The sequence below is a fragment of the Citricoccus sp. SGAir0253 genome (genome assembly GCF_005877055.1).
In the GTDB taxonomy this organism is placed as follows: domain Bacteria; phylum Actinomycetota; class Actinomycetes; order Actinomycetales; family Micrococcaceae; genus Citricoccus.
In genome coordinates, this window is record NZ_CP039424.1 from 742832 (window position 1) to 765592 (window position 22761).

25 protein-coding genes are annotated in these 22761 nt (G+C 73.9%); 14 read left to right on the forward strand and 11 right to left on the reverse strand.

Annotated elements, in window-relative coordinates; genetic code table 11:
• The first annotated feature begins 1 nt into the window (after nt 1).
• The 3 genes from E7744_RS03330 (at nt 2) to proC (ending at nt 2944) form a co-directional block, all read left to right on the forward strand.
• On the forward strand, nt 2–1030 hold the full coding sequence (locus E7744_RS03330) for a Ppx/GppA family phosphatase (RefSeq protein WP_137772900.1): 1029 nt from the start codon (nt 2–4) through the stop codon (nt 1028–1030).
• A gap of 274 nt (nt 1031–1304) precedes the next feature.
• Nucleotides 1305–2120, forward strand: coding sequence for a sugar phosphate isomerase/epimerase family protein (locus tag E7744_RS03335; protein ID WP_371415390.1), 816 nt, complete (start codon nt 1305–1307; stop codon nt 2118–2120).
• Nucleotides 2117–2944 (forward strand): pyrroline-5-carboxylate reductase, encoded by an 828-nt coding sequence (proC, locus tag E7744_RS03340; protein WP_137772901.1) that lies wholly within the window; start codon nt 2117–2119, stop codon nt 2942–2944. Before E7744_RS03335 ends, proC begins: the two co-directional genes overlap by 4 nt.
• A 63-nt stretch (nt 2945–3007) precedes the next feature.
• Here proC and E7744_RS03345 read toward each other — a convergent pair whose 3' ends face one another.
• Together E7744_RS03345 and E7744_RS03350 are read right to left on the reverse strand one after the other, a co-directional pair.
• On the reverse strand, nt 3008–3679 hold the full coding sequence (locus E7744_RS03345) for a TrkA family potassium uptake protein (RefSeq protein WP_137772902.1): 672 nt from the start codon (nt 3677–3679) through the stop codon (nt 3008–3010).
• Entirely contained in the window at nt 3672–5144 is a 1473-nt protein-coding gene (locus tag E7744_RS03350) for a TrkH family potassium uptake protein (RefSeq protein WP_137772903.1), read from the reverse strand. The genes E7744_RS03345 and E7744_RS03350 overlap by 8 nt, the downstream gene beginning before the upstream one ends.
• A gap of 100 nt (nt 5145–5244) precedes the next feature.
• Here E7744_RS03350 and E7744_RS03355 point away from each other — a divergent pair, with 100 nt between their 5' ends.
• The 5 genes from E7744_RS03355 to E7744_RS03375 all read left to right on the forward strand — a co-directional run bounded on the left by E7744_RS03355 (nt 5245) and on the right by E7744_RS03375 (nt 8089).
• The gene (locus tag E7744_RS03355) at nt 5245–6459 is read left to right on the forward strand and encodes an acetoin utilization protein AcuC (RefSeq protein ID WP_137772904.1); all 1215 of its coding nucleotides are present in this window, start codon (nt 5245–5247) and stop codon (nt 6457–6459) included.
• Between the two features lie 174 nt (nt 6460–6633).
• Complete coding sequence (locus tag E7744_RS03360; RefSeq protein WP_137772905.1) at nt 6634–6822, forward strand: helix-turn-helix domain-containing protein; 189 nt, start codon at nt 6634–6636, stop codon at nt 6820–6822.
• A 127-nt stretch (nt 6823–6949) separates the two neighbouring features.
• Complete coding sequence (locus tag E7744_RS03365; protein WP_005504750.1) at nt 6950–7048, forward strand: 30S ribosomal protein bS22; 99 nt, start codon at nt 6950–6952, stop codon at nt 7046–7048.
• 82 nt (nt 7049–7130) lie between these two features.
• Nucleotides 7131–7406, forward strand: a complete 276-nt coding sequence (locus E7744_RS03370; RefSeq protein ID WP_137772906.1) for a glutaredoxin family protein — start codon at nt 7131–7133, stop codon at nt 7404–7406.
• The gene (locus E7744_RS03375; protein WP_137772907.1) at nt 7403–8089 is read left to right on the forward strand and encodes a redox-sensing transcriptional repressor Rex; all 687 of its coding nucleotides are present in this window, start codon (nt 7403–7405) and stop codon (nt 8087–8089) included. Before E7744_RS03370 ends, E7744_RS03375 begins: the two co-directional genes overlap by 4 nt.
• A 43-nt stretch (nt 8090–8132) precedes the next feature.
• Here E7744_RS03375 and E7744_RS03380 read toward each other — a convergent pair whose 3' ends face one another.
• On the reverse strand, nt 8133–9032 hold the full coding sequence (locus E7744_RS03380; protein ID WP_137772908.1) for a hypothetical protein: 900 nt from the start codon (nt 9030–9032) through the stop codon (nt 8133–8135).
• 132 nt (nt 9033–9164) lie between these two features.
• On the opposite strand from E7744_RS03380, the gene E7744_RS03385 reads away from it, so the two are divergent.
• The 5 genes from E7744_RS03385 to ccsB all read left to right on the forward strand — a co-directional run bounded on the left by E7744_RS03385 (nt 9165) and on the right by ccsB (nt 14018).
• Entirely contained in the window at nt 9165–9833 is a 669-nt protein-coding gene (locus tag E7744_RS03385; protein WP_137772909.1) for a histidine phosphatase family protein, read from the forward strand.
• Between the two features lie 95 nt (nt 9834–9928).
• Nucleotides 9929–10558 (forward strand): TlpA disulfide reductase family protein, encoded by a 630-nt coding sequence (locus E7744_RS03390; RefSeq protein WP_137772910.1) that lies wholly within the window; start codon nt 9929–9931, stop codon nt 10556–10558.
• Between the two features lie 8 nt (nt 10559–10566).
• On the forward strand, nt 10567–11337 hold the full coding sequence (locus E7744_RS03395) for a cytochrome c biogenesis CcdA family protein (protein ID WP_137772911.1): 771 nt from the start codon (nt 10567–10569) through the stop codon (nt 11335–11337).
• A complete protein-coding gene (locus E7744_RS03400; RefSeq protein ID WP_137772912.1) occupies nt 11334–12965 on the forward strand; it encodes a cytochrome c biogenesis protein ResB in 1632 nt (543 codons plus the stop codon). Before E7744_RS03395 ends, E7744_RS03400 begins: the two co-directional genes overlap by 4 nt.
• Nucleotides 12966–12968: 3 nt before the next feature.
• Nucleotides 12969–14018 carry a c-type cytochrome biogenesis protein CcsB gene (gene ccsB, locus E7744_RS03405; protein WP_137772913.1) on the forward strand — a complete coding sequence of 350 codons (1050 nt, stop codon included), beginning with the start codon at nt 12969–12971 and terminating at the stop codon, nt 14016–14018.
• A gap of 3 nt (nt 14019–14021) precedes the next feature.
• Here ccsB and E7744_RS03410 read toward each other — a convergent pair whose 3' ends face one another.
• From E7744_RS03410 to E7744_RS03425, 4 genes are all read right to left on the reverse strand, one after another.
• Complete coding sequence (locus E7744_RS03410) at nt 14022–14573, reverse strand: hypothetical protein (RefSeq protein ID WP_137772914.1); 552 nt, start codon at nt 14571–14573, stop codon at nt 14022–14024.
• 147 nt (nt 14574–14720) lie between these two features.
• A complete protein-coding gene (locus E7744_RS03415; protein ID WP_137772915.1) occupies nt 14721–16691 on the reverse strand; it encodes an alpha/beta hydrolase in 1971 nt (656 codons plus the stop codon).
• Complete coding sequence (locus E7744_RS03420) at nt 16688–16999, reverse strand: hypothetical protein (protein ID WP_137772916.1); 312 nt, start codon at nt 16997–16999, stop codon at nt 16688–16690. The genes E7744_RS03415 and E7744_RS03420 overlap by 4 nt, the downstream gene beginning before the upstream one ends.
• Before the next feature lie 58 nt (nt 17000–17057).
• On the reverse strand, nt 17058–17450 hold the full coding sequence (locus E7744_RS03425) for a PLDc N-terminal domain-containing protein (protein WP_137772917.1): 393 nt from the start codon (nt 17448–17450) through the stop codon (nt 17058–17060).
• A 36-nt stretch (nt 17451–17486) separates the two neighbouring features.
• Between E7744_RS03425 and E7744_RS03430 the strand changes: the two genes are divergently transcribed.
• Nucleotides 17487–17780 carry a DUF4229 domain-containing protein gene (locus E7744_RS03430; RefSeq protein WP_137772918.1) on the forward strand — a complete coding sequence of 98 codons (294 nt, stop codon included), beginning with the start codon at nt 17487–17489 and terminating at the stop codon, nt 17778–17780.
• On the opposite strand, the gene E7744_RS03435 is transcribed toward E7744_RS03430, so the two are convergent.
• From E7744_RS03435 to E7744_RS03450, 4 genes are all read right to left on the reverse strand, one after another.
• Nucleotides 17777–18646 (reverse strand): 1,4-dihydroxy-2-naphthoate polyprenyltransferase, encoded by an 870-nt coding sequence (locus E7744_RS03435; RefSeq protein ID WP_137772919.1) that lies wholly within the window; start codon nt 18644–18646, stop codon nt 17777–17779. The two genes, E7744_RS03430 and E7744_RS03435, sit on opposite strands and share 4 nt — an antisense overlap.
• 227 nt (nt 18647–18873) lie before the next feature.
• Nucleotides 18874–20049, reverse strand: a complete 1176-nt coding sequence (locus E7744_RS03440; protein WP_137772920.1) for an AMP-binding protein — start codon at nt 20047–20049, stop codon at nt 18874–18876.
• Nucleotides 20049–21011, reverse strand: a complete 963-nt coding sequence (locus tag E7744_RS03445; RefSeq protein ID WP_137772921.1) for a 1,4-dihydroxy-2-naphthoyl-CoA synthase — start codon at nt 21009–21011, stop codon at nt 20049–20051. The genes E7744_RS03440 and E7744_RS03445 overlap by 1 nt, the downstream gene beginning before the upstream one ends.
• A gap of 111 nt (nt 21012–21122) precedes the next feature.
• Nucleotides 21123–22676 (reverse strand): MFS transporter, encoded by a 1554-nt coding sequence (locus E7744_RS03450; protein WP_137772922.1) that lies wholly within the window; start codon nt 22674–22676, stop codon nt 21123–21125.
• Nucleotides 22677–22761 lie beyond the last annotated feature (85 nt).

The window sequence follows — 22761 nt, forward strand, 5'->3', positions numbered from 1 at the left end:
CATGCGCCTCGGCGTGCTGGACATCGGCTCGAACACCGTCCACCTGCTGCTGGTGGACGCGCACCCGGGCGCGCGCCCGTCCGCGTACGCCGACCACAAGCGCTCGCTGTCCCTGCTGCAGCACCAGGACGAGGCCGGGCGCATCCTGGCCTCGGGGCAGGACGCGCTGGTCTCCTTCATCCAGGAGGCGGTGCGCTTCGCGGTGGCCAACGGGGCCGAGGACCTGATCGCGTTCTGCACCTCGGCCATCCGGGAGTCCGCCAACGGCGCCGAGGTGCTGGACCGGGTCACGCGCGAGACCTCGGTGCACCTCACCGAGCTCTCCGGGGACCAGGAGGCGGCGATGACCTACTTCGCCGTCCGCCGCTGGCAGGGCTGGGACGTCGGCTCCATCCTCAACTTCGACATCGGCGGCGGCTCGTTCGAGATCGCCTACGGCACCGACGAGCTGCCCAGCTACGCGGCCTCGATCCCGCTCGGGGCGGGCCGCCTGACCCGTGACTGGCTGCCGGACGACCCGCCGACGCCCAAGTCCGTCAAGAAGCTGCGCAAGTACGTCCGTGCCACCATGGCCGAGGCCGCGGACGGCTTCCCCGCACTGACGGCCCCGGTGCTGGTGACCGGCACGTCCAAGACCTTCCGCTCGCTCGCCCGGATCACGGGGGCCGCGCCGCTGGCCGCCGGCCCGTTCGTCAAGAGGCACCTGCGGATCGAGGACCTCAAGCTGTGGGTCAACCGGATGGCGGCCATGACGGCGGCCGAGCGGGCGGGGCTGCCCGGGGTCTCCGAGGTCCGCGCGGCCCAGATGCTCGCGGGCGGGATCGCCGCCGAGGCCGCGATGGAGCGGTTCGGGATCGCCCAGCTGGAGATCTGCCCGTGGGCGCTGCGGGAGGGACTGATCATGCGTAGGCTGGATGCCCTGGTGCAGGAGGGCATCCTGGGCCAGGAGAACGTCCGGGGCGTCGGGAACGTCCGGCTCAACCCGGACCCGATGCTGCCGGGCTTCTCGGTGGGGGTGACCAGTGACTGACCAGGACGACGGCGAGGCCCTCGCCCACCGGGCCGAGGACGCCGCGGAGGAGGCGGCGCGGCGGTCCGGTCCCTGGGGCGGCGCGCTCGCCGAGCGCGAGTCCCGCCCCGCCCGCGTCCGGGAGGGCGCGACGGCGACCCTCGGCGGCTCCGCCCGGCCCGCCCTCGGCCCGGGCCGGCTGACGTCCGCCCTCGCCCCGGCCACGCTGCTCCCGCCGCCCGCGAGGGAGGCCGCCGGGGCCGCCGTCGGGCCCGCGGCGCCCCGGGAGGTCCCGGTGACGCTGTCCTCCTCCTCGGTGTTCCCGCTGGGCACCCAGGACGTCTTCGCCATGGCCGAGGACCTCGGCTACGACGGCGTGGAGGTCATGGTGACCCACAACTCGTGGTCCCAGGACGGCGCCCAGCTGAACCGGCTGGCGCAGCGGCACTCCATGCCGATCCACTCCATCCACGCCCCCACGCTGCTGTTCACCCAGCAGGTGTGGGGCTCGGCGTGGAACAAGCTCGCCAAGAGCGCGGACCTGGCCCGCGAGGTGGGCGCCGAGGTGGTCGTGGCCCACCCGCCGTTCCGCTGGCAGGGCAACTACGCCTCGGGCTTCGCCGAGGGCATCCAGGAGCTCATGGAGGCCACGGGCGTGCTGATCTGCGTGGAGAACATGTACCCGTGGCGCGCCGGTGGACGCGAGGCCAAGATGTACCTGCCGCACTGGGACCCCGTGTCCCAGGGCTACGAGCACGTGACGTGGGACTTCTCCCACGCGGCGATCGCCCAGGAGGACTCCCTGGACGCGTTCCGCGCGCTCGGGTCCCGGCTGCGGCACGTCCACCTGACGGACGGCACCGCCAACGGCAAGGACGAGCACATGCTCCCGGGCGAGGGCGACCAGCCCGTGGCCGAGGCGCTGCGGTTCCTGGGCGAGTCCGGCTGGGACGGCGCCGTGTGCGTCGAGGTGGGCACCCGCCGGGCCAAGTACGCCGGGGAGCGCGAGGAGATGCTCGCCTACTGCCTCGACTTCGCCCGCACCAGCCTCGCCGCCGGGGCCGCGACCGCGGCCGGCGGCACCGAACCGACCGAGAGGACCACCGCGTGAAGATCGCCCTGCTGGGACTGGGGAACATGAACGGCGCCATCCTGGCCGGGATGCTCGCCGCGGGCACGGAGCCGTCCTCCGTGTGCGCGACCGTGCACTCCGAGGACAGCGCCCGCGCCGCCGAGGAGCGCCACGGGATCGCCGTGCACTCCACGGAGCGCAACCCGGAGGCCAACCGGAACTCGGCCTCGGGGGCGGACGTGGTGGTGCTGGGCGTGAAGCCCCGGTACATCCTCACCCTGTGCCGGGAGATCGCCGGCTCGCTGTCCCCGGACGCCGTGGTGGTCTCCGTGGCGGCGGGCATCCCCCTCGGCGCGATGGCCGCGCAGCTGCCCGAGGGCCAGCCGGTGGTGCGCACCATGCCGAACACCCCGCTCACCGTGGGCCTGGGCACCGTGGGCCTGGCCGCCGGGCCGTCCGTGACCGAGGCGCAGGCGGACCGGGCCGCCGCCCTGTTCGAGGGCTCGGGGACCGTGCACCGCGTGCCCGAGGACCAGCTCGACGCCGTGGCCGCCGTCTCCGGCTCGGGCCCGGCCTACGCGTTCCTGCTGGCCGAGCTGATGGCCGCCGGGGGAGAGGAACTCGGCCTGGACGCGGGGCTGGCGCGGGAGCTGGCCCGCTCCACGGTGGCCGGCGCCGGCCGGATGCTGGCCGAGCCCGGGGTGGACCCGGCGGCCCTGCGGCGCGCGGTGACGAGCCCGAACGGGACCACCGAGGCCGCGGTGACCTCGTTCCTGGACGCGGGGCTGGCGCGGCTGCTCGCGGACGGCATGCGCGCCTCCGCCGCGCGCAGCGCCGAGATCAGCCGCGAGTTCGCCGGCTGACCCGGCGGGGGAGCCGGCGCGGTCCTGCCCCCGTGGGCCGGCACCGGGGCCGGCCCGGCCGGCTCAGGGCCGGGCCGCGAACCGCTCCAGCAGGTCGGTGTGGCCCGAGACGATGAGCGTGTCCCGCGGCCCGACCTTCGTGTCCGGCTGGGCGTAGGTGAAGTCCTCGCCCGGGGTCTTCACGCCCACGATCGTCACCCCGTACTTGGCGCGGATGTTGGACTCCGCGAGGGTGAAGCCGACCGCCTCCATGGGCGGGTACATCTTGACGATCGCGAAGTCGTCGTCGAACTCGATGAAGTCCAGCATGCGCCCGCCCACGAGGTGCGCGGCGCGCACGCCGGCGTCGTGCTCGGGGAAGATCACGTGGTGGGCGCCGATGCGCCGCAGGATCTTGCCGTGGGCCGGGGTGATCGCCTTGACCCAGATGTTGTCCACGCCGAGGTCCACGAGGTTCACGGTGATCAGCACCGAGGACTCGATCGAGGTGCCCACGCCGACCACGGCGGTGGCGAACTCCTGGGCGCCGAGCTGGCGCAGGGCCTCCATGTCCGTGGCGTCCGCCTCCACCACGTGGGTGAGCACCCCGGAGAAGCGCTGGACGAGCCCGGGGTCGCGCTCGATGGCCATGACCTCCCGGCCCTGGGCCACCAGCTGCTCGGCCACGGCGGCGCCGAAGCGGCCGAGGCCGACCACGAGCACGGGGGCGTGCGGGTCCGGACGGTTCTCAGCCAATGACGGGCCTCTCCTCGGGGTAGCGGAACAGGATCCGCCGCTGGCGCAGCGCCAGGGCGGACGCGAAGGTGATCGTACCAACACGGCCGGAGAACATCAGGGCCGAGAGCACGTACTTCCCGGACGGCGGCAGGTCCTCGCTCAGCCCCGAGGTCAGCCCGCAGGTGCCGAAGGCGGACAGCACCTCGAACAGCGGCCGCTGCAGGGACTCGTCGGCGATCGCCACGAGCGCCATGGTGCCCACCAGCACGAGGGTGGCGCCGAGCGCGAGGACGGCGATGGCCACGCGCAGCGACTCGGGGGCGATCGTGCGGCCGTGCGCGGTGACCTCCCGGTCGCCGCGGGCCTCGGCCACGATGGCCAGGAACATCACGGCGATCGTGCTGACCTTGATGCCGCCGGCCGTGGAGGCCGAGCCGCCGCCGGCGAACATCAGGGCGTCCGTGAGCAGGATGGTCTCGGGCGTCTGGTCGTTCATGTCGAACACGGAGAAGCCGCCCGAGCGCGGCATCACGGAGGTGAAGACGGCGTACTGCACGCGCCCGGCCGGCCCGAACCGGCCCAGCGTCTCGGGGTTGTTCCATTCGAACAGCCCGATCAGCACGGCCCCGGCCACGAGCAGGACCACCGTGGTGGTGACGGTGAGCTTGGCGTGCAGGTTCCAGCGCGACCAGTGCCAGCGGTGCTGCATCAGCACCATGACCACGGGGAAGCCCAGGGCGCCGGCGAAGACGCCGACCGTGATCGTCCAGATGATCCACGGGTCGCCCACGAAGGACTCGAGCCCGTCCACGTGGATCACGAAGCCGGCGTTGTTGAAGGAGGACACGGCGTAGAACACGCCGTTCCACAGTCCCTCCCACAGCGAGCCGGTGTGCGCGATGAACCGCGGCACGAGCACGAGGGCGAGGATGCCCTCGAGGGTCACCGAGGTGAGGACCACCACGCGCAGCAGCGAGCCGACCTCCCCGATCCGGCCGGTCGTCATGCCCTCCTGCGTGATGAGCTTGGAGCGCACGCCCAGCCGCTTGGACACCACCAGGGACAGCAGCGCGGCCATGGACAGGATGCCCAGGCCGCCGACCTGGATGGCCACCAGGATGATCAGCTGGCCCAGGAAGCTCCAGTGCTCGGCCGTGTTGACGGTGGTCAGCCCGGTCACCGACACCGCCGAGGTGGCCACGAACAGCGCGTCGTGCAGGGGCGTCACCCGGCCGGACTGGGAGGCCGCCGGCAGCGAGAGCAGGGCGGTGAAGAGCAGGGTCACCAGGGCGAAGGCGAGCAGGGCCGCGCGCGCGGGCGAGGCCCCGGCGACGGCGGCCACGAACTGCCGCAGGCGGGCGGCGGCGCCGCGCAGGCCGGTGGGACCCCCGGGGCCCGGACGGACCAGGGGGCCGGGGGACGGCGTCGAGGCCCGCGCCGCGGCGCGGGGCCGCGGGAAGGTCTCGGGCTTCGGCCGGGTCATGCGCACCTTCCGACGTCGGGACGCCACCATCATCCTCCATCGGGACCGCAATGTGTCATCCCGCCCCGGAACGACCCCGGGGAGCCTAGGCTGGTCGGTGATGACCACCACATCCCGCGCCGCCGTGCCGACCGCCATCGTCTGGGACGAGGCGCTGCTGCAGTACGAGTTCAGCCGGGCGCACCCGATGGCGCCCGTCCGGCTCGACCTGACCCACCGCCTGTGCCGGGACCTCGGCCTGCTCGACCGGCCCGGGGTGCGGATCCTCGCCCCCGAGGTGGCCGACGACGCCCTGCTGGCCACCGTGCACGACCCCGAGTACGTCCGGGCCGTGCGCTCGGTGAGCGGCGGGGAGGTGGCGGACCGGCGGGACCTGGGCCTCGGCAGCGAGGACAACCCCGTGTTCCCCCACCTGCACGAGGCCGCCGCCCGCATCGTCGGCGGCTCCGTGGCGGCGGCCGAGGAGGTCTGGTCCGGCCGGGTGCGGCACGCGGTGAACGTCGCCGGCGGGCTGCACCACGCCGCGCGGGGCCACGCGAGCGGGTTCTGCATCTACAACGACTGCGCCGCGGCCATCCGCCGGCTGCTGGACCTCGGCGCCGAGCGCGTGGCCTACGTGGACCTGGACGCCCACCACGGGGACGGCGTCGAGTCCATCTTCTGGGACGACCCGCGCGTGCTGACGATCTCGGTCCACGAGACGGGCATCTCGCTGTTCCCGGGCAGCGGCTTCGCCAACGACGTCGGCGGCCCGGAGGCCCTGGGTTCCGCCGTCAACGTGGCGCTGCCGCCGGGCACGGGGGACTCCGGGTTCCTGCGCGCGGTGCACGCGGTGGTGCCGCAGCTGCTGGGCGCCTTCGCGCCGGACGCCCTGGTCACCCAGCACGGCTGCGACGGCCACCGGGACGACCCGCTGACCAACCTCACCATGTCCGTGGAGGGCCAGCGCCAGCTCGCCCTGGACGCCGCCGACTGGGCGCGGGACCACGCGCACGACCGGTGGCTGGCCACGGGCGGCGGGGGCTACAGCCCCTACTCCGTGGTGCCGCGGACGTGGAGCCACCTGGTGGCCGTGGCCACGGGCCGGCCCCTGGCCCCGGAGACACCGGTGCCGGCCGAGTGGCGCCGGTACGCCGAGCAGTGCGCGGGGGAGGGCGCCCACGAGCGGATCCCTGCGCTGATGTCCGACGGGGTCGATGTCTGGTGGCGGTCCTGGGAGGTCGGGTACGACCCGTCCGACGCGATCGACCAGACCATCATGGCCACCCGGAAGTCGGTCTTCCCCTACCACGGTCTCGACCCGTGGTTCGACTGACACGCCGGGTTATATGCTGGGGACACATGCGCACCGTGACGCGCGTGCGCCGGGTGTTCGCTACGTTATCCCCCAGGCCTCCGGTCTGGCGCGGCGGACTCCGCCCGGTGCCAGGCCAATGGGAATGAGGATGTCAACGTGGGAGACGACGGTAGCCTTGCCGACACGCGTTTCATGACCGTCACCGAGGTCGCCGAGATGATGCGCGTCTCGCGCATGACGGTGTACCGGATGATCCACGCCGGGGAGGTCCCGGCCGTGCGGTTCGGGCGGTCCTACCGCGTCCCCGAGAGCGCGGTGCAGCAGATCCTGAGGGCCGGCGGCACGGAGCCGCGGGCCACCGGGACCGACGACCGGCACTGACGACGGCGTTCCCGGTTCGTCGCCCGCCCGCGCGCAGGGTAAGGTGTTAGGGAACGTTTTGACCTAGGACGACGGACCGCCAGCAGGCGTCCGTCGTCAGTTCACCAACCAAGCAAGAGGTTTCCCTATGGGTTCTGTGATCAAGAAGCGCCGTAAGCGTATGTCGAAGAAGAAGCACCGCAAGCTGCTTCGCAAGACCCGCCACCAGCGCCGCAACAAGAAGTAAGCGCAGCCGACCGCTCGCGCCGACACGGGGCCGTCCCGCCGCCAGGCGGGACGGCCCCGTGCGCTCTGCCCCGGAGGACCACATGACGACGACTCCCGATCCCGCGGCCGCGGTGCCCGACGTGGCCCTGCTCGTCAAGGACGGCTGCCACCTGTGCGCCGACGCGATCGCGGTGGTGGACGAGGTCTGCACCCGGCTCGGCGTGCCCTGGCGGGCGGTGGACGTGGCCCGGGACCCGGTGCTGGCCGAGCGCCACGCCGAGGAGATCCCGGTGCTGATGGTCGACGGCGTGCAGCGCGACTTCTGGCGCATCGACCCTCTCCGGCTGGAGCGGCTGCTCGCCGCGGGACGGCCGTGAGCGCCGGTCCGCCGCCCGGATCCGGGTTGTCCCGCCGCACGGTGGCCCGACTGCCCGTGTACCTGCGCGCCCTGGCGGCGCTGGCCGCGGACGGGATCACGCGCGTGTCCTCCACCGGGCTGGCCGAGCGCACCGGCGTCGGCCCCCCGCTGGTGCGGCGCGACCTGGCGGGCCTGGGACAGCTGGGCCGCCGCGGCGTCGGCTACCCCGTGGCCGCGCTCCAGCAGGCGATCAGCCGGGCGCTGGGGCTGGCCGAGGACCAGCCCGTCGTGCTCGTCGGCGCCGGCCACCTGGGCTCCGCGCTGGCCGGCTACGACGGCTTCGCCGGCCGGGGGCTGCGCATCTGCGCCGTGCTCGACGCCGACCGGCGGGTCATCGGGGAGCGCCGTGGCCCGATCGCGGTCCGCGCGGTCGACGACCTCGAGGACGTGGTGGCCGAGACCGGGGCGCGCCTGGCCATCCTCGCCGTCCCGGCCGCGACGGCCCAGGCCATGGCGGACCGGCTCGTGGCCGCCGGCATCCAGGGGCTGCTGAACTTCGCGCCCGTGGAGCTCGCCGTGCCCGCCCGGGTGGCCGTGCGCGCCGTGGACCTGTCCACCGAGCTGCAGATCCTCGCCTTCCACCAGGCCGAGCTGTCCTCCGACCGGCCGGGCCGGGGGCCGGCCCCGGCGGCACGTCCGTAGCCGGGCCGCAGGCGCGGGCGGCCCGGACCGGCCGCCGTCGGGCTCAGCGGCGCAGCGCCTTCTCCCAGGCCCGGCCGCGGAAGTACTCGTTCGCCCGGGGCAGGTAGGCGAACACGATGCCCGCCACCCCCAGGGCCACGTAGACGAAGCCCAGGCCGAGCACGGCCGGCAGGGACAGGGCGGCGAAGATGGTGCCGAAGATCCGCGCGACGTTCGAGCCCCGGCGGATGCCCGTCGCGACCAGCACGTACAGGCCGGCGACGACGACCGTGAAGACCACCGCCGTGACGCGCACCGACTCGAGCAGCGACGGCAGGTCCACGGCCACGCCGGCGTCGTCGAGCTGGGCCTGGAGCTGCTGGCGCATGTCCGGGGTGAGCCCCATGGACGGCGAGAGCACGTTGAGCAGCTCGATGACCAGGAACGCCACGCCGGCCGCGAGGATGAGCCAGTACGAGCGGTCGACCTCCTTCGGCCGCACCACGGGGCCCATCGACGCAGGCCCCGCGGCGGGGTACCCGGCGCCCGGCTGTCCGTAGGGCTGCTGTGCGTACGGCGCCTGGCCGTAGGGGGCCTGGCCGTACGGCTGCTGTGCGTACGGCGCCTGGCCGTAGGGGGACGACGCCGGCTGGCCGGGGACCGCGGGACCGCCCGCCTGGGGCGCGCGGCCGTAGGCCGGCGGCGGATAGGCGCCCGGCTGCTGGGACTGCTGGGGGGCCTGCGGCTGGGCCTGCTGCTGCGCCTGGTGCTCGGCCATCTGCTCGGGGGTCAGGCGCACGCCGTAGCGCGGCTGTCCCTCGGCGTCCTCGAGCGGCCGGCCCGCGCCCGGCCTGCCGGGCCGGCCCGGCTGCTCGCCCGGATGTCCGGGCTGCTGGCCTGGCTGGCCCGTGGGCTCGCCCGGCTGCTCGGCGCTCGGCTGGTCGGGGTGGTTCTGGTCCGTCATGGCAGGGGCCTTCCTGGTGGGCGGTGACGTGGGCGGGGACGCGGGCCGGGGGTGCGCGGCGCCCGGACACCACGGTATCCCCACCGGCCGCGCGATGGCGGGCGGACTCCCGGGGTCTGCGAGACTGGGACCATGCCAGTCGCCACCGTCCACCTCGTCCGCCACGGAGAAGTCCACAACCCGGACCGCGTGCTCTACGGCCGCATCCCCGGCTACGGCCTCTCCGAGCTGGGGCGGCGCATGGCCGAGGACGTGGCCGACTGGTTCGCCGCCGAGGCGGAGGCCACCGGGCGCCGTCCCGTGCTGCTGGTCGCCTCGTCGCTGCAGCGGGCCCAGGAGACGGCCGCCCCGATCGGCCGCGCGCTGGAGCTGGACGTCGGCACGGACGACCGCGTCCTGGAGGCCACCAACCGCTTCGAGGGGCTGGCGCAGGTGTCCCGCCGGCTGCGCGACCCGCGGCTGTGGCCCCTGCTGGTCAACCCCTTCCGCCCCTCGTGGGGCGAGCCCTACCGGGCGCAGGTCGCCCGCATGGCCGAGGCCGTGCAGGACCTGCGGGACCGGGCCATCGCCCTGGACGGGGAGGGCGCCGAGGCGATCGTGGTGTCCCACCAGCTGCCGATCTGGGTCACCCGGCTCTCCGTCGAGGGCCGTCCGCTGTGGCACGACCCGCGCCGCCGCGAGTGCACGCTCACCTCGGTCACCTCGCTGCACTTCGAGGCCGGACGGGCCGTGCCGCGCGTCGAGTACCGGGAGCCGAACGCGGCGCTGCTGGGGCAGGCGAGCAGCCTGCCCGGCGCCTGAGCGCACGGCCGGACCACAGGATTCCACCAGCTTCTACTACGAGCGGTAGAATCCATGGGACGCCCCCGCCCCCGATGGAAGTGCCCCGAGCCGACATGACAGCCCCCCTCTCGTCCCGATCCGACCACGGCCTCCACCGCCGGCGCGTGCTGGCGGGACTGGCCGGGATCGCGGCGCTGCCGCTCCTGGCGGCCTGCTCCGGCGACGACCCGCTGGCCGCCCAGGCCGGGAACGCCGACGGCAAGAACTACATCGCCGGGGACGGCTCGGTCCTGGAGGTCGCCGAGAGCGAGCGCGGGGAGCCCGTGCAGTTCACCTCCACCCTGTTCTCCGGCCAGGAGCTGGAGGCCGCGGACCTCGCCGGGGCGCCGGCCGTGCTGAACTTCTGGTACGCCGCGTGCGCGCCCTGCCGCATCGAGGCCCCGGACCTGCAGTCCCTGCACGAGGAGTTCGAGCCCGAGGGCGTGCGGTTCGTGGGCGTGAACGTCCGGGACACCGCCGGCACCGCCGAGGCGTTCGAGCGCAACTTCGGCATCACCTACCCCTCCCTGGAGGACCGCGGCGGCCAGGTGCTGCTGGCGATGACGGACTACGTGCCGCCGCAGGCCGTGCCGACCACGATCGTGCTGGACCGCCGGGGCCGGGTGTCCGCCCGCGTGCTGGGCGTCGCCGAGCGCTCCACGCTCAAGAGCCTCATCACCACCGTGGTCGACGAGCAGGCCTGATCCCCTCCATGCTGCAGGCCGCCCCCGCCAACAACGCCTTCGCCGAGATCGTCATGGACGGCTCGCTGCTGCTGGCCGTGCCCATCGCGCTGCTCGCCGGGCTCGTCTCCTTCCTCTCGCCCTGCGTGCTGCCCCTCGTGCCCGGGTACCTCGGCTACGTCACCGGGCTGACCGGGGCCGACCTGCAGCGCGAGCGGCGCGGCCGGATGCTCGCGGGCATCGGGCTGTTCGTGCTGGGCTTCTCGGTCGTCTTCGTCCTCGTCGGCATCGTGTTCTCGCAGGTGACCATCTGGCTCCAGGGCGACGGCGAGTGGCTGACGCGCGTGCTCGGCGTCGTCGTGATGGTCCTCGGCGTCGTGTTCATGGGCGGGCTCTCCTTCTTCCAGCGGGACCGCCGCATCCACGCCCAGCCGCGCGCCGGCCTGTGGGGCGCCCCCGTGCTGGGGATGACGTTCGGCCTGGGCTGGGCCCCGTGCATCGGGCCGACCATGGGCGCCGTGCTGGCCATGTCCACCGCCGGGTCCACCACCCCGGGCAAGGGCGCGTTCCTCGCGTTCGTGTACTGCCTCGGCCTGGGCGTGCCGTTCCTGCTCATCGCGCTCGGGATGCGCCGCGGGATGGGCGCGCTCGCGTTCTTCCGCACGCACCGCCTGGCCGTCATGCGCTTCGGGGGCGGGCTGCTGCTCGTGCTCGGCGCCCTGATGGTGAGCGGGCTGTGGAACCACTGGGTCGTGCAGCTGCAGACCTGGTTCGCCAACGACGTGAGGCTGCCGATTTGAGCCAGGACGTACACCTCCCCGCCCTCGGTCTCGTGGGCACGCTGCGGTTCGCCTGGACCCAGCTGACCTCCATGCGCACGGCGCTGATGCTGCTGCTGCTGCTCGCCGTGGCCGCCGTGCCCGGCTCCCTGTTCCCGCAGCGCCCGGCCGGCCCAGAGATCGTCAACCAGTACCTCGAGGACAACCCCCGGCTGGGTCCGTGGCTCGACCGGCTGCAGCTGTTCGACGTGTACTCCTCCGTCTGGTTCTCGGCCATCTACCTGCTGCTGTTCATCTCCCTCATCGGCTGCGTGCTGCCGCGCGCGGTCAAGCACGCCAAGGCCCTGCGCTCGGCACCGCCGCGTACCCCGCGCCGGCTGTCCCGGCTGCCGGAGTACGGCTCCGTGCTGCTCGAGCCCTCCGGCCCCGCCCCGGCCGAGGCCGTGGAGCAGGCGGCCCGGTACCTCAAGCGGCGCGGGTACCGCACGGAGGTCCGCCCCGAGGGCGACGGCGGCGCCTCCGTGGGCGCCGAGCGCGGCTACGTGCGGGAGATCGGCAACATCGTCTTCCACCTGTCCCTGATCGGCGTGCTCGTCTTCATGGCCGTCGGCTCCCTGCTGAGCTACCGCGGGCAGAAGATCCTCGTGGAGGGGGAGGGCTTCGCCAACACCCTCGTGGCCTACGACTCCTTCACCCCCGGCAGCGCCTTCTCGGAGGAGCGGCTCGCGCCGTTCTCCATGTCCCTGGAGAGCTTCGAGGCGGTCTTCGACCGGGAGTCCCAGACGCACTACGGCCAGCCGCTGGACTTCACCGCCGTCCTGGAGGTCCAGGAGGGCACCGGGGGACAGCCCCGCGAGGAGGTCCTCAAGGTCAACCACCCGCTGGACCTGCAGGGCAACCGCGTCTACCTGGTGGGCAACGGCTACGCCCCGGAGGTCACGGTGCGGGACGGCAACGGGGACATCGCCTTCCAGGGGCCCGTGGTGGCGCAGGTGCAGGACAACGTCTACACCTCGCTGCTGGTGATCAAGGCCCCGGACGCCCAGCCGGACCAGCTCGGCTTCGTCGGGTTCTTCCTGCCCACCGCCTACACGGGCGAGGACGGCGTGGCCGTCTCGGTCGACCCCGAGCTGTTCCGGCCCGAGCTGAACCTGAACTCCTACTACGGCGACCTGGGCCTCGACGACGGCGAGCCGCAGAACGTCTACGTGCTGGAGACCGAGGGACTCACCGAGCTGAACTCCCGCAGCCAGGACGCCGGCGGCATCACCCTGACCCCCGGGCAGTCCTACGAGCTGCCCGAGGGCAAGGGCTCGATCAGCTTCGACGGCGTCAAGCGCTACGTGGGCCTGGACATCCACTACGACCCCGGCAAGTGGGGCGTGGGCGTCTTCGCCGTCACGGCCCTCGTGGCCCTCGGCGTGAGCCTGTTCGTGCGCCGCCGCCGCGTGTGGGTCCGTGGCGCCACCGGGCCGGACGGGGCGACCATGGTGGAGTACGGACTGCTGGCCCGCGGCGAGGACTTCGGCCTGCGCGAGGAGAACCTCGCGCTGCGCCGGCAGTTCGAGCGGATGTGGCCCGTCGTCGCCCCCGAGGAGCCCGCCGCCGTCCCGGCGCCCGCCTCATCCATCCCGAACCGACCGGAGTAATCCATGCAGCCCATCAACCTGCAGCTGGCCAGCTACAGCGACCTGTTCATGCTGATCGCCGCCCTGGTCTATGCCGCCGCCTTCATCCTCTTCGCGCTGGACATGGCCAACTCCTCGCGCACCATCCGCGCCCTCGAGGCCGAGCTGGCCCGGGAGGAGGCCCGCGAGGACCGGCTGGTGGGGGCCGGCGTCGCCGGTGCCGGCACGGGCCCGACGGCGGCGCCCGCGACCCCCGCGGCGGCCGGCCCCGAACTGGTGGACGAGGACATGGAGTACCTCGGCGCCGCGCGGCGGCCGGTGGCCAACGTGGCCGTGGCGCTCATGGTGATCGGCGTGCTGCTGCACGCCTTCGCGGTGGTCGCCCGCGGCCTCGCCGCCCACCGCGTGCCGTGGGGCAACATGTACGAGTTCTGCACCACGGGCGCCCTGCTCGTGGCGGCCGTGTACCTGCTGTTCCTCATCCGCAAGGACATCCGGTTCCTGGGCACCTTCGTGGCCGGGCTCGTGGTCATCATGATGTGCGCCGCCACGATCGGCTTCCCCACGCCGCTGGCGCACCTGCAGCCGGCCCTGCAGTCGCCGTGGATCGTCATCCACGTGTCCATCGCCGTGCTCGCCTCCGCACTGTTCACCCTGACCTTCTCCATGAGCGTGCTGCAGCTGCTGCAGTCCCGCCGCGAGGCGCGCCTGCGCGCCGGCGGCCCGGGCCGGCCGGACTTCCTGCGCCTCGTGCCGTCCGCGCGCAGCCTGGAGAACTGGTCCTACCGGATCAACGCCGTGGCCTTCGTGATGTGGACCTTCACGGTGATCGCCGGCGCCATCTGGGCCGAGCAGGCCTGGGGCCGGTACTGGGGCTGGGACACCAAGGAGGTCTGGAGCTTCGTCATCTGGGTCGTCTACGCCGGCTACCTGCACGCCCGCGCCACGCGCGGCTGGACCGGGGAGCGCGCCGCGTGGCTGTCGATCATCGGCTTCGCGTGCGTCGTGTTCAACTTCACGATCGTCAACACGTACTTCCCGGGCCTGCACTCCTACGCCGGCATCCCCGAGTAGGCATCACTCCGACGGCGACGGCGACGGCAGGGGCCTGGGCGTCCCGTTGGTGAACCTCGAGCGGTCGTCATGGGGGTACCTCGGATCCGAGGAACCGTACATGGGGTCCAGTTCGGAACGGGTCATGGTGTGGCCCGCCGGCATCTGCAGGCAGGGGGAGTCCAGGGCCAGGGTCAGTTCGGAGGCACCGGCCCCCGTCCGATAGGTCAGGGCCAGGGTGAGATCGCCTTTGGACGCCCCATACAGTCGGTCCCCGTGGGCGCCGGCCCCGTCCTTCGAGGTCCAGCCGGATTCCTCGGCGGCGCGGCGCACCTGCTCGGCCACGTGGCCGGCCTCGTCCTCGGAGACCCCGGTGGCCCCGGAACTCGCCGTCCACCGGGTCTCGCGCGAGGCTTCCTCGGGGTCGGCGATCCCCAGGCAACTGGTCTCCGTCAGGGTGCCGATCGAGTCCCAGCCGGCGGCCCGCACGAGCGCCGGCATCTCGGCCTCCATGAGCTGGCCAGAGGTGCGCGATTGGGTCTCGGCGTCGGGTTGGCTGGTGGTCTGCGGGTTCATGCACCCTCCCAGGGTGGCCACCGCGGCCAGGGCCACGGCGGCGGTTCGGCGGATGGTTCGTCGTCTCACTGTGTGCCTATCCCGTTCCTCGTGCTGTGCGTTCCATCCTCGCGGACCAGTGTGGCACGGCCCTGCGGGGTGACGACGTCATCGGGTCTCCTCGACGGGCACGGAGGGAATGCCCTCCTCGCGGTAGTGGTCGGCGTCGGCTTCCAAGGGGTACTCGATGTACGGGTAGGGGGAACCGATGATCGTGTGGATCTCCGGTTGCAGATAGGGCCGGACCTCCGTGCCGTAGACCACACCCTCGATGTTCCGCGCCGACGTGGATCGGGGATCGAAGTAGTCGGAGTGCCCGCCCATCACGGTCTCGCCGTTGCCCATGAACCCGGACTCCAGCCGGACCGCCCCCATCTGGCGCACGGGGTCGGACCCCTCCCAGAAGGAGCCGCCGTGCGCGCCACCACCGAGCAACTGGGCGGCCGAGATCGGATCGTCGTTGGTCTGGATGAGGTACCGGTGGGCAGAGGGGTTCTGGGTGTCGTCCGGGGACGACAACTCGTGGCCGGTGCCGGCGGGGGCGACGTAGACGATGTTCGTGGAGTCCAGTCCCTCGCGTTCGGCGGTGCCCAGCAGCGACCCGCCCGCACTGTGGGCCACATAGGTCGTGGCCACGTCCCGGACCCTGGTGGAGGACATCTCCAAGTCGGCCGCGTGGTCGAAGGCGGCCAGGCTGGGCGCGCCCTGTTCGTTGAAGTGGGGGGTGGCGTTGTCCCGGATGAGTTCCTGGGGCAGGTCGGTGCCCTGCCAGTAGATCGAGACGGTGCCCCCGGGGTCGTGCCCGTCCATGGCGTCGAGGGCGTCGTTGTGCCGGTCCACACTGGCGATGGTCGAGGTGGTGCCCGGCACGAAGGTGACCGCCCGCTCGGTGGCCGCGGAGGGCTCGCCGCGCATGGTGACGATCTGCCCGAGCCCCTCGGCGGAGACGAACAGCGTGGTGTATCCCGGTGTCCTCTGGTCCTCGGGGAACGGCGGGCGTCCGTAGGCGTCCCACGCCTGGGTCAGGCCGTCCAGGACCGTCTCGAGCCGTGCTTCCTCGTCCTCCCACTGGCTCCGCTCGTAGGCATTCCCCGGAGCATGCGGCGGCCTGTGCGCCCGGTGCTCCGCCAGCCGCTCGGCGGTCTGCTCCCGTAGCCCCGCCACCGTGACCTGGTTGGCGGCGCCCCGGGTGGCCAGGGGCACTCCGTCGAGGGTGCCGATCACTCCGGGGAAGAGCAGCATCAGCCGCTCGCGCTCATGCTCCTGCAGGCCCAGCCAGGCCTCGCGGATCCCGGTGATGCCGTCCCTCGTCAGGGGGGCATCACCGGCCATCGCCCGGGCCATGACGTCCTCGGCGGAGCCGGGGACCGGGTGCCGGGGGAAGGCGTTCTCCGCCAGTGCCCGGGCGGCCTCCGGGTTGGCCTCGAGCCAGTCCCGCAGCTCCTCCCCGGACAGGCCCCGCAGGTCCCTCCAGAGGGTCCGCGGATCGAGCGCCCCGAACGTCGTGTCCAGTCCACTCGTCATCGCGGCCCAGTCCAGTGCCCCGGTCTCCACCCGGGGCGCACCGACGACCGCCAGGCCCTCGGTGGTGCCGCCGCTGATGGACCGGACGGCCGCGACGAAGGTGTCCTGGGCGGAGCCCCAGGCCCTCGCCAGGTCCGCGATCCGGTCGTTGAACGCGATGATGTCCCCACGGACCCGGGCGATCTCGCTCTCGTCGCCCGAGGCGAGGGCGCTGGAGCAGTCCGCGGCGAGGCGGGGCCGGGCGTCCTCCAGCGTCTCGCGCCGTCGTTGCAGGGGCTCGCCGGTGGTCACGAAGTCATCGATCGCGTCCTGGGCGGAGGACAGCGCGCCGGCCCAGTCCTCGGCGGGTCGCTCGAGGAGGTCCAGGCCGGCCCAGACACGCTCGGAGGTCCCGTCGTGCCGGTACCCGGTGCGCAGTCCGGCCCAGGACCCCTTCGCGTCCTGCAGCGCGTCCCAGGCCTTCCCGGACCCGGTCCTCAGGTCTGCGGCGGAGTCCGCGAGCGTGTCCCAGTCGGCCCGGACGTCGGGGACGGGGCCGAGGGCGGGCAGGCTCACCGCAGGGATCCCAGCGCCGAGCGGGCATCCGCGGTCATCACGCCGTCGGAGTCGATGAACGCGTCCGCGGCCTCGGCCACGCAGGAGGCCTGGTGCAGCACGAGCGCGGAGATCCGCTCGCCCGTGCCGGAACGGGTGGACCAGAAGCCGGCGAAGGCCGCCGCCGCCTCCGCCGCGGTGCCGAAGGCCCCCACCAGGGCGTCCCCGGCCGACCGGGCGGCGCGGGCCGCCGTGTCCAGGGCCTGGCCGTCCCCGGCGACCCGGACCAGCGTCGAATGGACCGTCTCCGGACTGATCTGGTGCGTCACGTGGCCAGCGTGCCACGGGCTCCGGAGCGGACGCCATGGGGAGGACTCCCCATGCTGCCTAGGAGGCGGGGCCCTCCTCGGGCGTGTCCGACGTCTCTCCGGCATGCCGCTCGCGGTCCCTCAGCTCTGCCTCCCGGCGGTCCAGCTCGGCCTGGCGGGCCTGCTGCTGGCGCTGGACGTTGAGCTGGCGTAGGAAGGCCGCGTCGTCGTCGGGCGAGGACGGCCGGGGCCCGGCGGCCGGACGGCCGCCCGGGCCGCCCCCGCGGGACCGGGCCCGGCCGAGGAAGAGCCACAGCAGCGCCCCGACGAGCGGCAGCAGGACGATGAGCAGGATCCAGGCGGCCTTGGGGAACGCCCGCACCTGGTGCCGGGGGGTCATCAGGCACTCGATGAACGCGTAGATGACGACGCCGACGGCGACGATGCCGAGGGGGATCAGGTAGCGGGGCATGTGAACCATTCTACGGACCCCCGGTAGACTGTGCAGGTGCGTCTAGTGAAGTATGCGTTGGTCCGCCTGGCCGTCTTCTTCGTGGTCTGGGGTGCCTGCATGCTGCTGGGCCTCGGCTGGGTCTTCTCCACGATCGCCGCGGCCGTCATCGCCCTCGCCGCCGGCTACCTGTTCTTCAACGACCTGCGCACCGGCGCCGCCCGGGACGTCGCGGACAAGTGGGAGGGCCGCCAGCGCGCCGCCCAGCGCGGCCGGACCGAGCAGGCGGACATGGACGCCGAGGACGCCTACACCGAGGGCCGCTACCCGGAGCCCGGGCAGGACCGCTAGGCCACGAGCCCCACGGTGAACAGCACCGCGTAGGCCAGCCCGAGGACGCCGGTGAGCCTGAGCACCGGGATCAGGTCCCGGCGCTCGGTCGAGGCGAGCATGGTGCGGGCCGGCCGCACGGCCACGGCCCCGGCGAGCAGCACGAGCCACAGCCACGGGTGCTCCCCGGTGAACGCGAGCGGCAGCACGAGGGCCACGGCGACCATCGCCACGTAGGACCAGCGCGCGGCCGTGTCGCCCAGCCGCACGGCCAGGGTGCGCTTGCCGGCCTCGCGGTCCGTGGGGATGTCCCGGACGTTGTTGGCCATCAGCAGCGCCGTGGAGAGCAGCCCGCAGCCCACGGCGCCGGCCCAGGCCGGTCCGGAGACGGCGAGGGCCTGCGTGTACGTGGTGCCGAGCACGGCGACCAGGCCGAAGAACACGAACACGAACACCTCGCCGAGCCCGAGGTAGCCGTAGGGGCGCCGCCCGCCCGTGTAGTACCACGCGGCGGCCACGGCGAGGACCCCGACGGCGATGAGCCACCACGTGCCCGCCCACGCCACGAGGGCCAGGCCGGCCAGGCACGCCAGCCCGAAGCACGCGAAGGCGGCCGCCTTCACCTGCCCCGCGGGGGCGGCCCCCGAGCCGGTGAGCCGCAGGGGCCCGACCCTCACGTCGTCGGTGCCGCGGATGCCGTCCGAGTAGTCGTTGGCGTAGTTCACCCCGACCTGCAGGGCCAGGGCCACCACGAGCGCCAGCACCGCCCGGCCGGCGTGGAAGCCCCCGAGCTCCCACGCGGCGGCGGAGCCCACCAGGACCGGCGCCACCGCCATCGGCAGGGTGCGCAGCCGGGCACCGGCGATCCACTGGGCGGCTGTGGCCATGGCGGGGTCCTCCATCGGGAATCCATCGGGCACGGGCGAGCGTGCGGGTCAGCCTCCCATTCTTCCACCGGCGGGCGCCCGTCCCGGCCCCGCCCCGCTCCCGGGTCACGAACCGTGGATGCGGCGGCCGCGCACCCGTGGTCCGCGACCCGGGAACCGGGTCGGAACCGCGGGGGGGGGGCGGGTCAGGGGTGGCGGGTCAGGGGCGGCGGGCCAGGGGCGGCGGGTCAGGGGCGGCGCGCGGCCAGGCGCCCGAGCAGGGCCCGGCGGTCCGCCTTGCCGTTAGGCAGCAGCGGCAGCGCCTCGAGCGTCAGCCACGCCTTGGGCACCGCGGCGGGGCCGAGGGCCTCGCGGACGGCCCGGCGCGCGGCGGCCTCGTCCCAGTCCGGCGCCGCACCCGGGCCGAGCGCCACGGCGGCGCCCACGCGCTGGCCCCACTCGTCGTCGGGGATCCCGCCGACGAAGGCCGCCCGCACGCCGGGCAACGCCTCGAGGACGGACTGCACGCGCGCCGCGGAGACCTTCACGCCGCCGGTGATGAGCACGTCGTCCACGCGGCCGGTGACGGTGACCCGCTGGTCCCCGGGGGGGCCCGCGACGGTGCCGGTGTCCTCGGTGAGGTACCAGCGCGCACCGGGGCCGGCGCCGAAGTGGGCGGCCGTGCGCCACGGGTCGTCGAGGTAGCCGGCGGCCACCACCGGGCCGGACAGCCGCAGCCGGGGGACGTCGCCGGGCGTCAGGGCCGCGACCACGCCCTCGAGCGGGACGCCGTCGTAGACGCAGCCGCCGCAGGTCTCGCTCATGCCGTAGGTCAGGTGCAGGGCGATGCCCGCGTCGGCGGCCGCCGCCCGCACCGCGTCGGGCACGCGGGCCCCGCCGACCAGCACCGCGTCGAAGGTGCGCAGCGCGTCGAGCCCCGGGCCGGCGTCGGGCGCCAGCAGGCGGGCCAGCTGGGTGGGGACGAGGGAGACGGCGCGGAAGCCGGTGCCGCGCTCCAGCCGGTCGGTGGCCTCGGCGAAGGCGCGCGCGGTGAACGGGCCGGGTTCCACCGCCACGGGCGCCGTGCTCGCCGCGATCGAGCGGGACAGCACCGCCAGGCCGGCCACGAACTGCGGGCCGACCGCGAGCAGCCACTGCCCCTCGCCGCCGATCCGCGCGGCCGTCGCCCGCGCGGAGGCGGCCAGGGCCTCGCGGGTGAGCAGGGTCTGCTTGGGGGTGCCGGTGGACCCGGAGGTGCGCACGACCGCGACGACGCCGGCCGACCCGCCGCGCGCGGGGTCGAGGGCCTCGGGGCGGGGCAGGACGCGGCCGTCGGCGGTGAGCTCGACGGGCGGGCCGGAGCCGTCCAGGGCGGCGGCCAGGGCCCCGCGCGCACGGTCCAGGGACTCCGGGGCCAGGGGCATCAGAAGTGGTACGGGAAGGCCGACCAGTCCGGGTCCCGCTTCTGCAGGAACGCGTCCCGGCCCTCCACGGCCTCGTCCGTCATGTAGGCCAGCCGGGTCGCCTCGCCGGCGAAGACCTGCTGCCCGGCCAGGCCGTCGTCGGCCAGGTTGAAGGCGAACTTCAGCATCCGGATGGCCTGCGGGGACTGCCGGTTGATGTCCGCGGCGTACTCCAGGGCGACCTCCTCGAGCCGGGCGTGCTCCACGGCCTCGTTGACGGCGCCCATCGCCACCATGTCCTCGGCGGAGTACTCGCGGGCCAGGAAGAAGATGGCCCGGGCGTTCTTCTGGCCGACCTGGCGGGCCAGCAGGGCCGAGCCGTAGCCGGCGTCGAAGGAGCCCACGGTGGCGTCCGTCTGCTTGAACCGCCCGTGCTCGCGGGAGGCGATCGTCAGGTCCGCGACCACGTGCAGCGAGTGCCCGCCGCCGGCCGCCCAGCCGTTGACCACGGCGATGACCGGCTTGGGGGTGGTGCGGATCAGCCGCTGGACTTCGAGGATGTGCAGGCGGCCGGCGCGCGCGGGGTCGATCGTCTCCGCCGAGGTGCCCTCGGCGTAGCGGTAGCCGTCGCGGCCGCGGATGCGCTGGTCGCCGCCGGAGCAGAAGGAGTGCCCGCCGTCCTTGGGGGAGGGGCCGTTGCCGGTGAGCAGGATGCAGCCCACGTCCGGGGTCATCCGGGCGTGGTCGAGGGCGCGGTAGAGCTCGTCCACGGTGCCCGGGCGGAAGGCGTTGCGCACCTCGGGCCGGTCGAAGGCGATCCGCACGGTGCCCAGGTCCCGCACCACCGCGCCGGACGCGTCGCGCTCGACCTGCCGGTGGTAGGTGATGTCCTCGAAGTCGAAGCCCTCGACCACGCGCCAGCGCGTGGGGTCGAAGACGTCGGAGACGCGGGCGGGCAGGTCGGGGTGCTGTGCGGTGCTCACCCGGTCGAGTCTAGCCAGCCGGCCCCGGACGGGACCGGCCCGGCGGATCCCGTGACGGGACCCGCCGGGCCGGCGTGTGTGCGTGGGTGTGCCGGGGAGGCGGCGGGCGGCTCAGCCCACCGGGGCGCGGTCCCCGTCCTCGTGCCCGGCCACGCCGTCGCGGCCGGTGCGGGCGGCCTCGCGGGCGTCCGCGGCCACGGCGAGCATCTCCTCCTCGGCCATGGCGCGCTGCTCGGGCTGGCGCCCCTGCTCGAGCGCGGTCTCGGCCGGGGACCCGGGGACCACGGCGGAGCCCACGGCACCGGGCACCTCGGAGCCGCGCAGGGACGCCCCCGCGGTCTCGCGCATGAACCACACGCTGACCAGGCCCAGGGCGCAGGCGGCCATCATGTAGTAGGCCGGGAACCGCACGTCCCCGGTGGCGCCGATGGCCCACTCGTTGACGAGCGCGGCGGTGCCGCCGAACAGCGAGGTGGCGATGTTGTAGGTGATCGCGAAGCCGGAGAACCGGGCCTGGGTGGGGAACATCGCCGGGAAGGTGGCGGTGATGGTGGACAGCTGCGGGATGTACAGCAGCCCCAGGACCGCGAAGCCCAGGATGGCCAGGCCGAAGGACATGCCCATGAGCATGAACATGGGGATGGCCAGCAGGATGATGCCGCCGAGGGAGAGGTACCAGGACGGCTTGCGGCCGAAGCGGTCGGACAGCGCGCCGGACCACGGCATGAGCGTCATCATGGCCACCTCGCCGATGAGGATGACCGCGAGCCCCGCGGAGGACGGCAGCCCGATCTGCTGCTCCAGGTAGGTGGGCATGTAGGACAGCAGCGTGTAGTTCACCACGTTGAGCGAGATGACCAGGCCGGTCATGACGAGCATGGGCTTCCAGTGCTCGCGGAACAGGGCCGGCAGGGAGGGGGCCTGCGCCGCCTCCGCCCCGGCGTCCTCGCCGTTCATCTCCTCGTAGACCGGGGTGTCGTCCAGCCTCGAGCGCAGGTAGAACCCGATCAGGCCCATGGGCGCGGCGAGCAGGAACGGCAGCCGCCAGCCCCACGAGGACATCTGCTCGGGGGAGAGCAGGACCTCCAGCAGCAGCATGGCCGCGGTGCCGAGGGCGAAGCCGCCGAGCGTGCCGAACTCCAGGAAGGAGCCGAAGAACCCGCGGCGGCGGTCCGGGGCGTACTCGGACATGTAGGTGGCCGCGCCGCCGTACTCGCCGCCCGTGGAGAAGCCCTGCACCATGCGCAGCACGATCAGCAGCACGGGGGCCAGCACGCCGACCTGCTCGACGGTGGGCAGCACGCCGATGAGGAACGTGGCCCCGGACATCAGCAGGATGGTCAGCGCCAGGACGCCCTTGCGGCCCATCCGGTCGCCGAGCGGGCCCCACACGAGCCCGCCGAGGGGCCGGACGAGGAAGGAGACGGCGAACGTGGCCAGGGTCAGCAGCATGCCGCCCTCGCCGGGGAAGAAGTGCTGGGTGATGTACGCGGTGGCCACGGCGTACACGCCGTAGTCGTACCACTCGGTCGCGTTGCCGAGGGCGGAGGCGGCGGTGGCCTTGCGGACGGCCGCGTCGGGGGTCCGCGTCCGGGGCGGCCGGCTCGGCCGGGAGAAGCGGTTGCGGCGGGAGGGATGGTCGGTGCGGTGAGGAGTGGCAGACACGGAGGTCTCTTCCTGTGCGGTTCACCCCGTCAGGGGTGTTCCGGGGCGGTTCCCACGGTGGGCCCGGCGCAGGGGCACCGGGGGC

Excerpts from the sequence above, each read along its gene's own strand:
- E7744_RS03435 (WP_137772919.1), bottom strand. The coding sequence starts at position 18,646 with ATGGCCACAGCCGCCCAGTGGATCGCCGGTGCCCGGCTGCGCACCCTG.
- E7744_RS03360 (WP_137772905.1), top strand. The coding sequence starts at position 6,634 with ATGACCGTCACCGAGGTCGCCGAGATGATGCGCGTCTCGCGCATGACG.
- E7744_RS03355 (WP_137772904.1), top strand. The coding sequence starts at position 5,245 with ATGACCACCACATCCCGCGCCGCCGTGCCGACCGCCATCGTCTGGGAC.
- E7744_RS03440 (WP_137772920.1), bottom strand. The coding sequence starts at position 20,049 with ATGCCCCTGGCCCCGGAGTCCCTGGACCGTGCGCGCGGGGCCCTGGCC.
- E7744_RS03350 (WP_137772903.1), bottom strand. The coding sequence starts at position 5,144 with ATGACCCGGCCGAAGCCCGAGACCTTCCCGCGGCCCCGCGCCGCGGCG.
- E7744_RS03385 (WP_137772909.1), top strand. The coding sequence starts at position 9,165 with ATGCCAGTCGCCACCGTCCACCTCGTCCGCCACGGAGAAGTCCACAAC.
- E7744_RS03395 (WP_137772911.1), top strand. The coding sequence starts at position 10,567 with ATGCTGCAGGCCGCCCCCGCCAACAACGCCTTCGCCGAGATCGTCATG.
- E7744_RS03410 (WP_137772914.1), bottom strand. The coding sequence starts at position 14,573 with ATGAACCCGCAGACCACCAGCCAACCCGACGCCGAGACCCAATCGCGC.
- ccsB (WP_137772913.1), top strand. The coding sequence starts at position 12,969 with ATGCAGCCCATCAACCTGCAGCTGGCCAGCTACAGCGACCTGTTCATG.
- E7744_RS03330 (WP_137772900.1), top strand. The coding sequence starts at position 2 with ATGCGCCTCGGCGTGCTGGACATCGGCTCGAACACCGTCCACCTGCTG.
- E7744_RS03380 (WP_137772908.1), bottom strand. The coding sequence starts at position 9,032 with ATGACGGACCAGAACCACCCCGACCAGCCGAGCGCCGAGCAGCCGGGC.
- E7744_RS03365 (WP_005504750.1), top strand. The coding sequence starts at position 6,950 with ATGGGTTCTGTGATCAAGAAGCGCCGTAAGCGTATGTCGAAGAAGAAG.
- E7744_RS03390 (WP_137772910.1), top strand. The coding sequence starts at position 9,929 with ATGACAGCCCCCCTCTCGTCCCGATCCGACCACGGCCTCCACCGCCGG.
- E7744_RS03370 (WP_137772906.1), top strand. The coding sequence starts at position 7,131 with ATGACGACGACTCCCGATCCCGCGGCCGCGGTGCCCGACGTGGCCCTG.
- E7744_RS03425 (WP_137772917.1), bottom strand. The coding sequence starts at position 17,450 with ATGCCCCGCTACCTGATCCCCCTCGGCATCGTCGCCGTCGGCGTCGTC.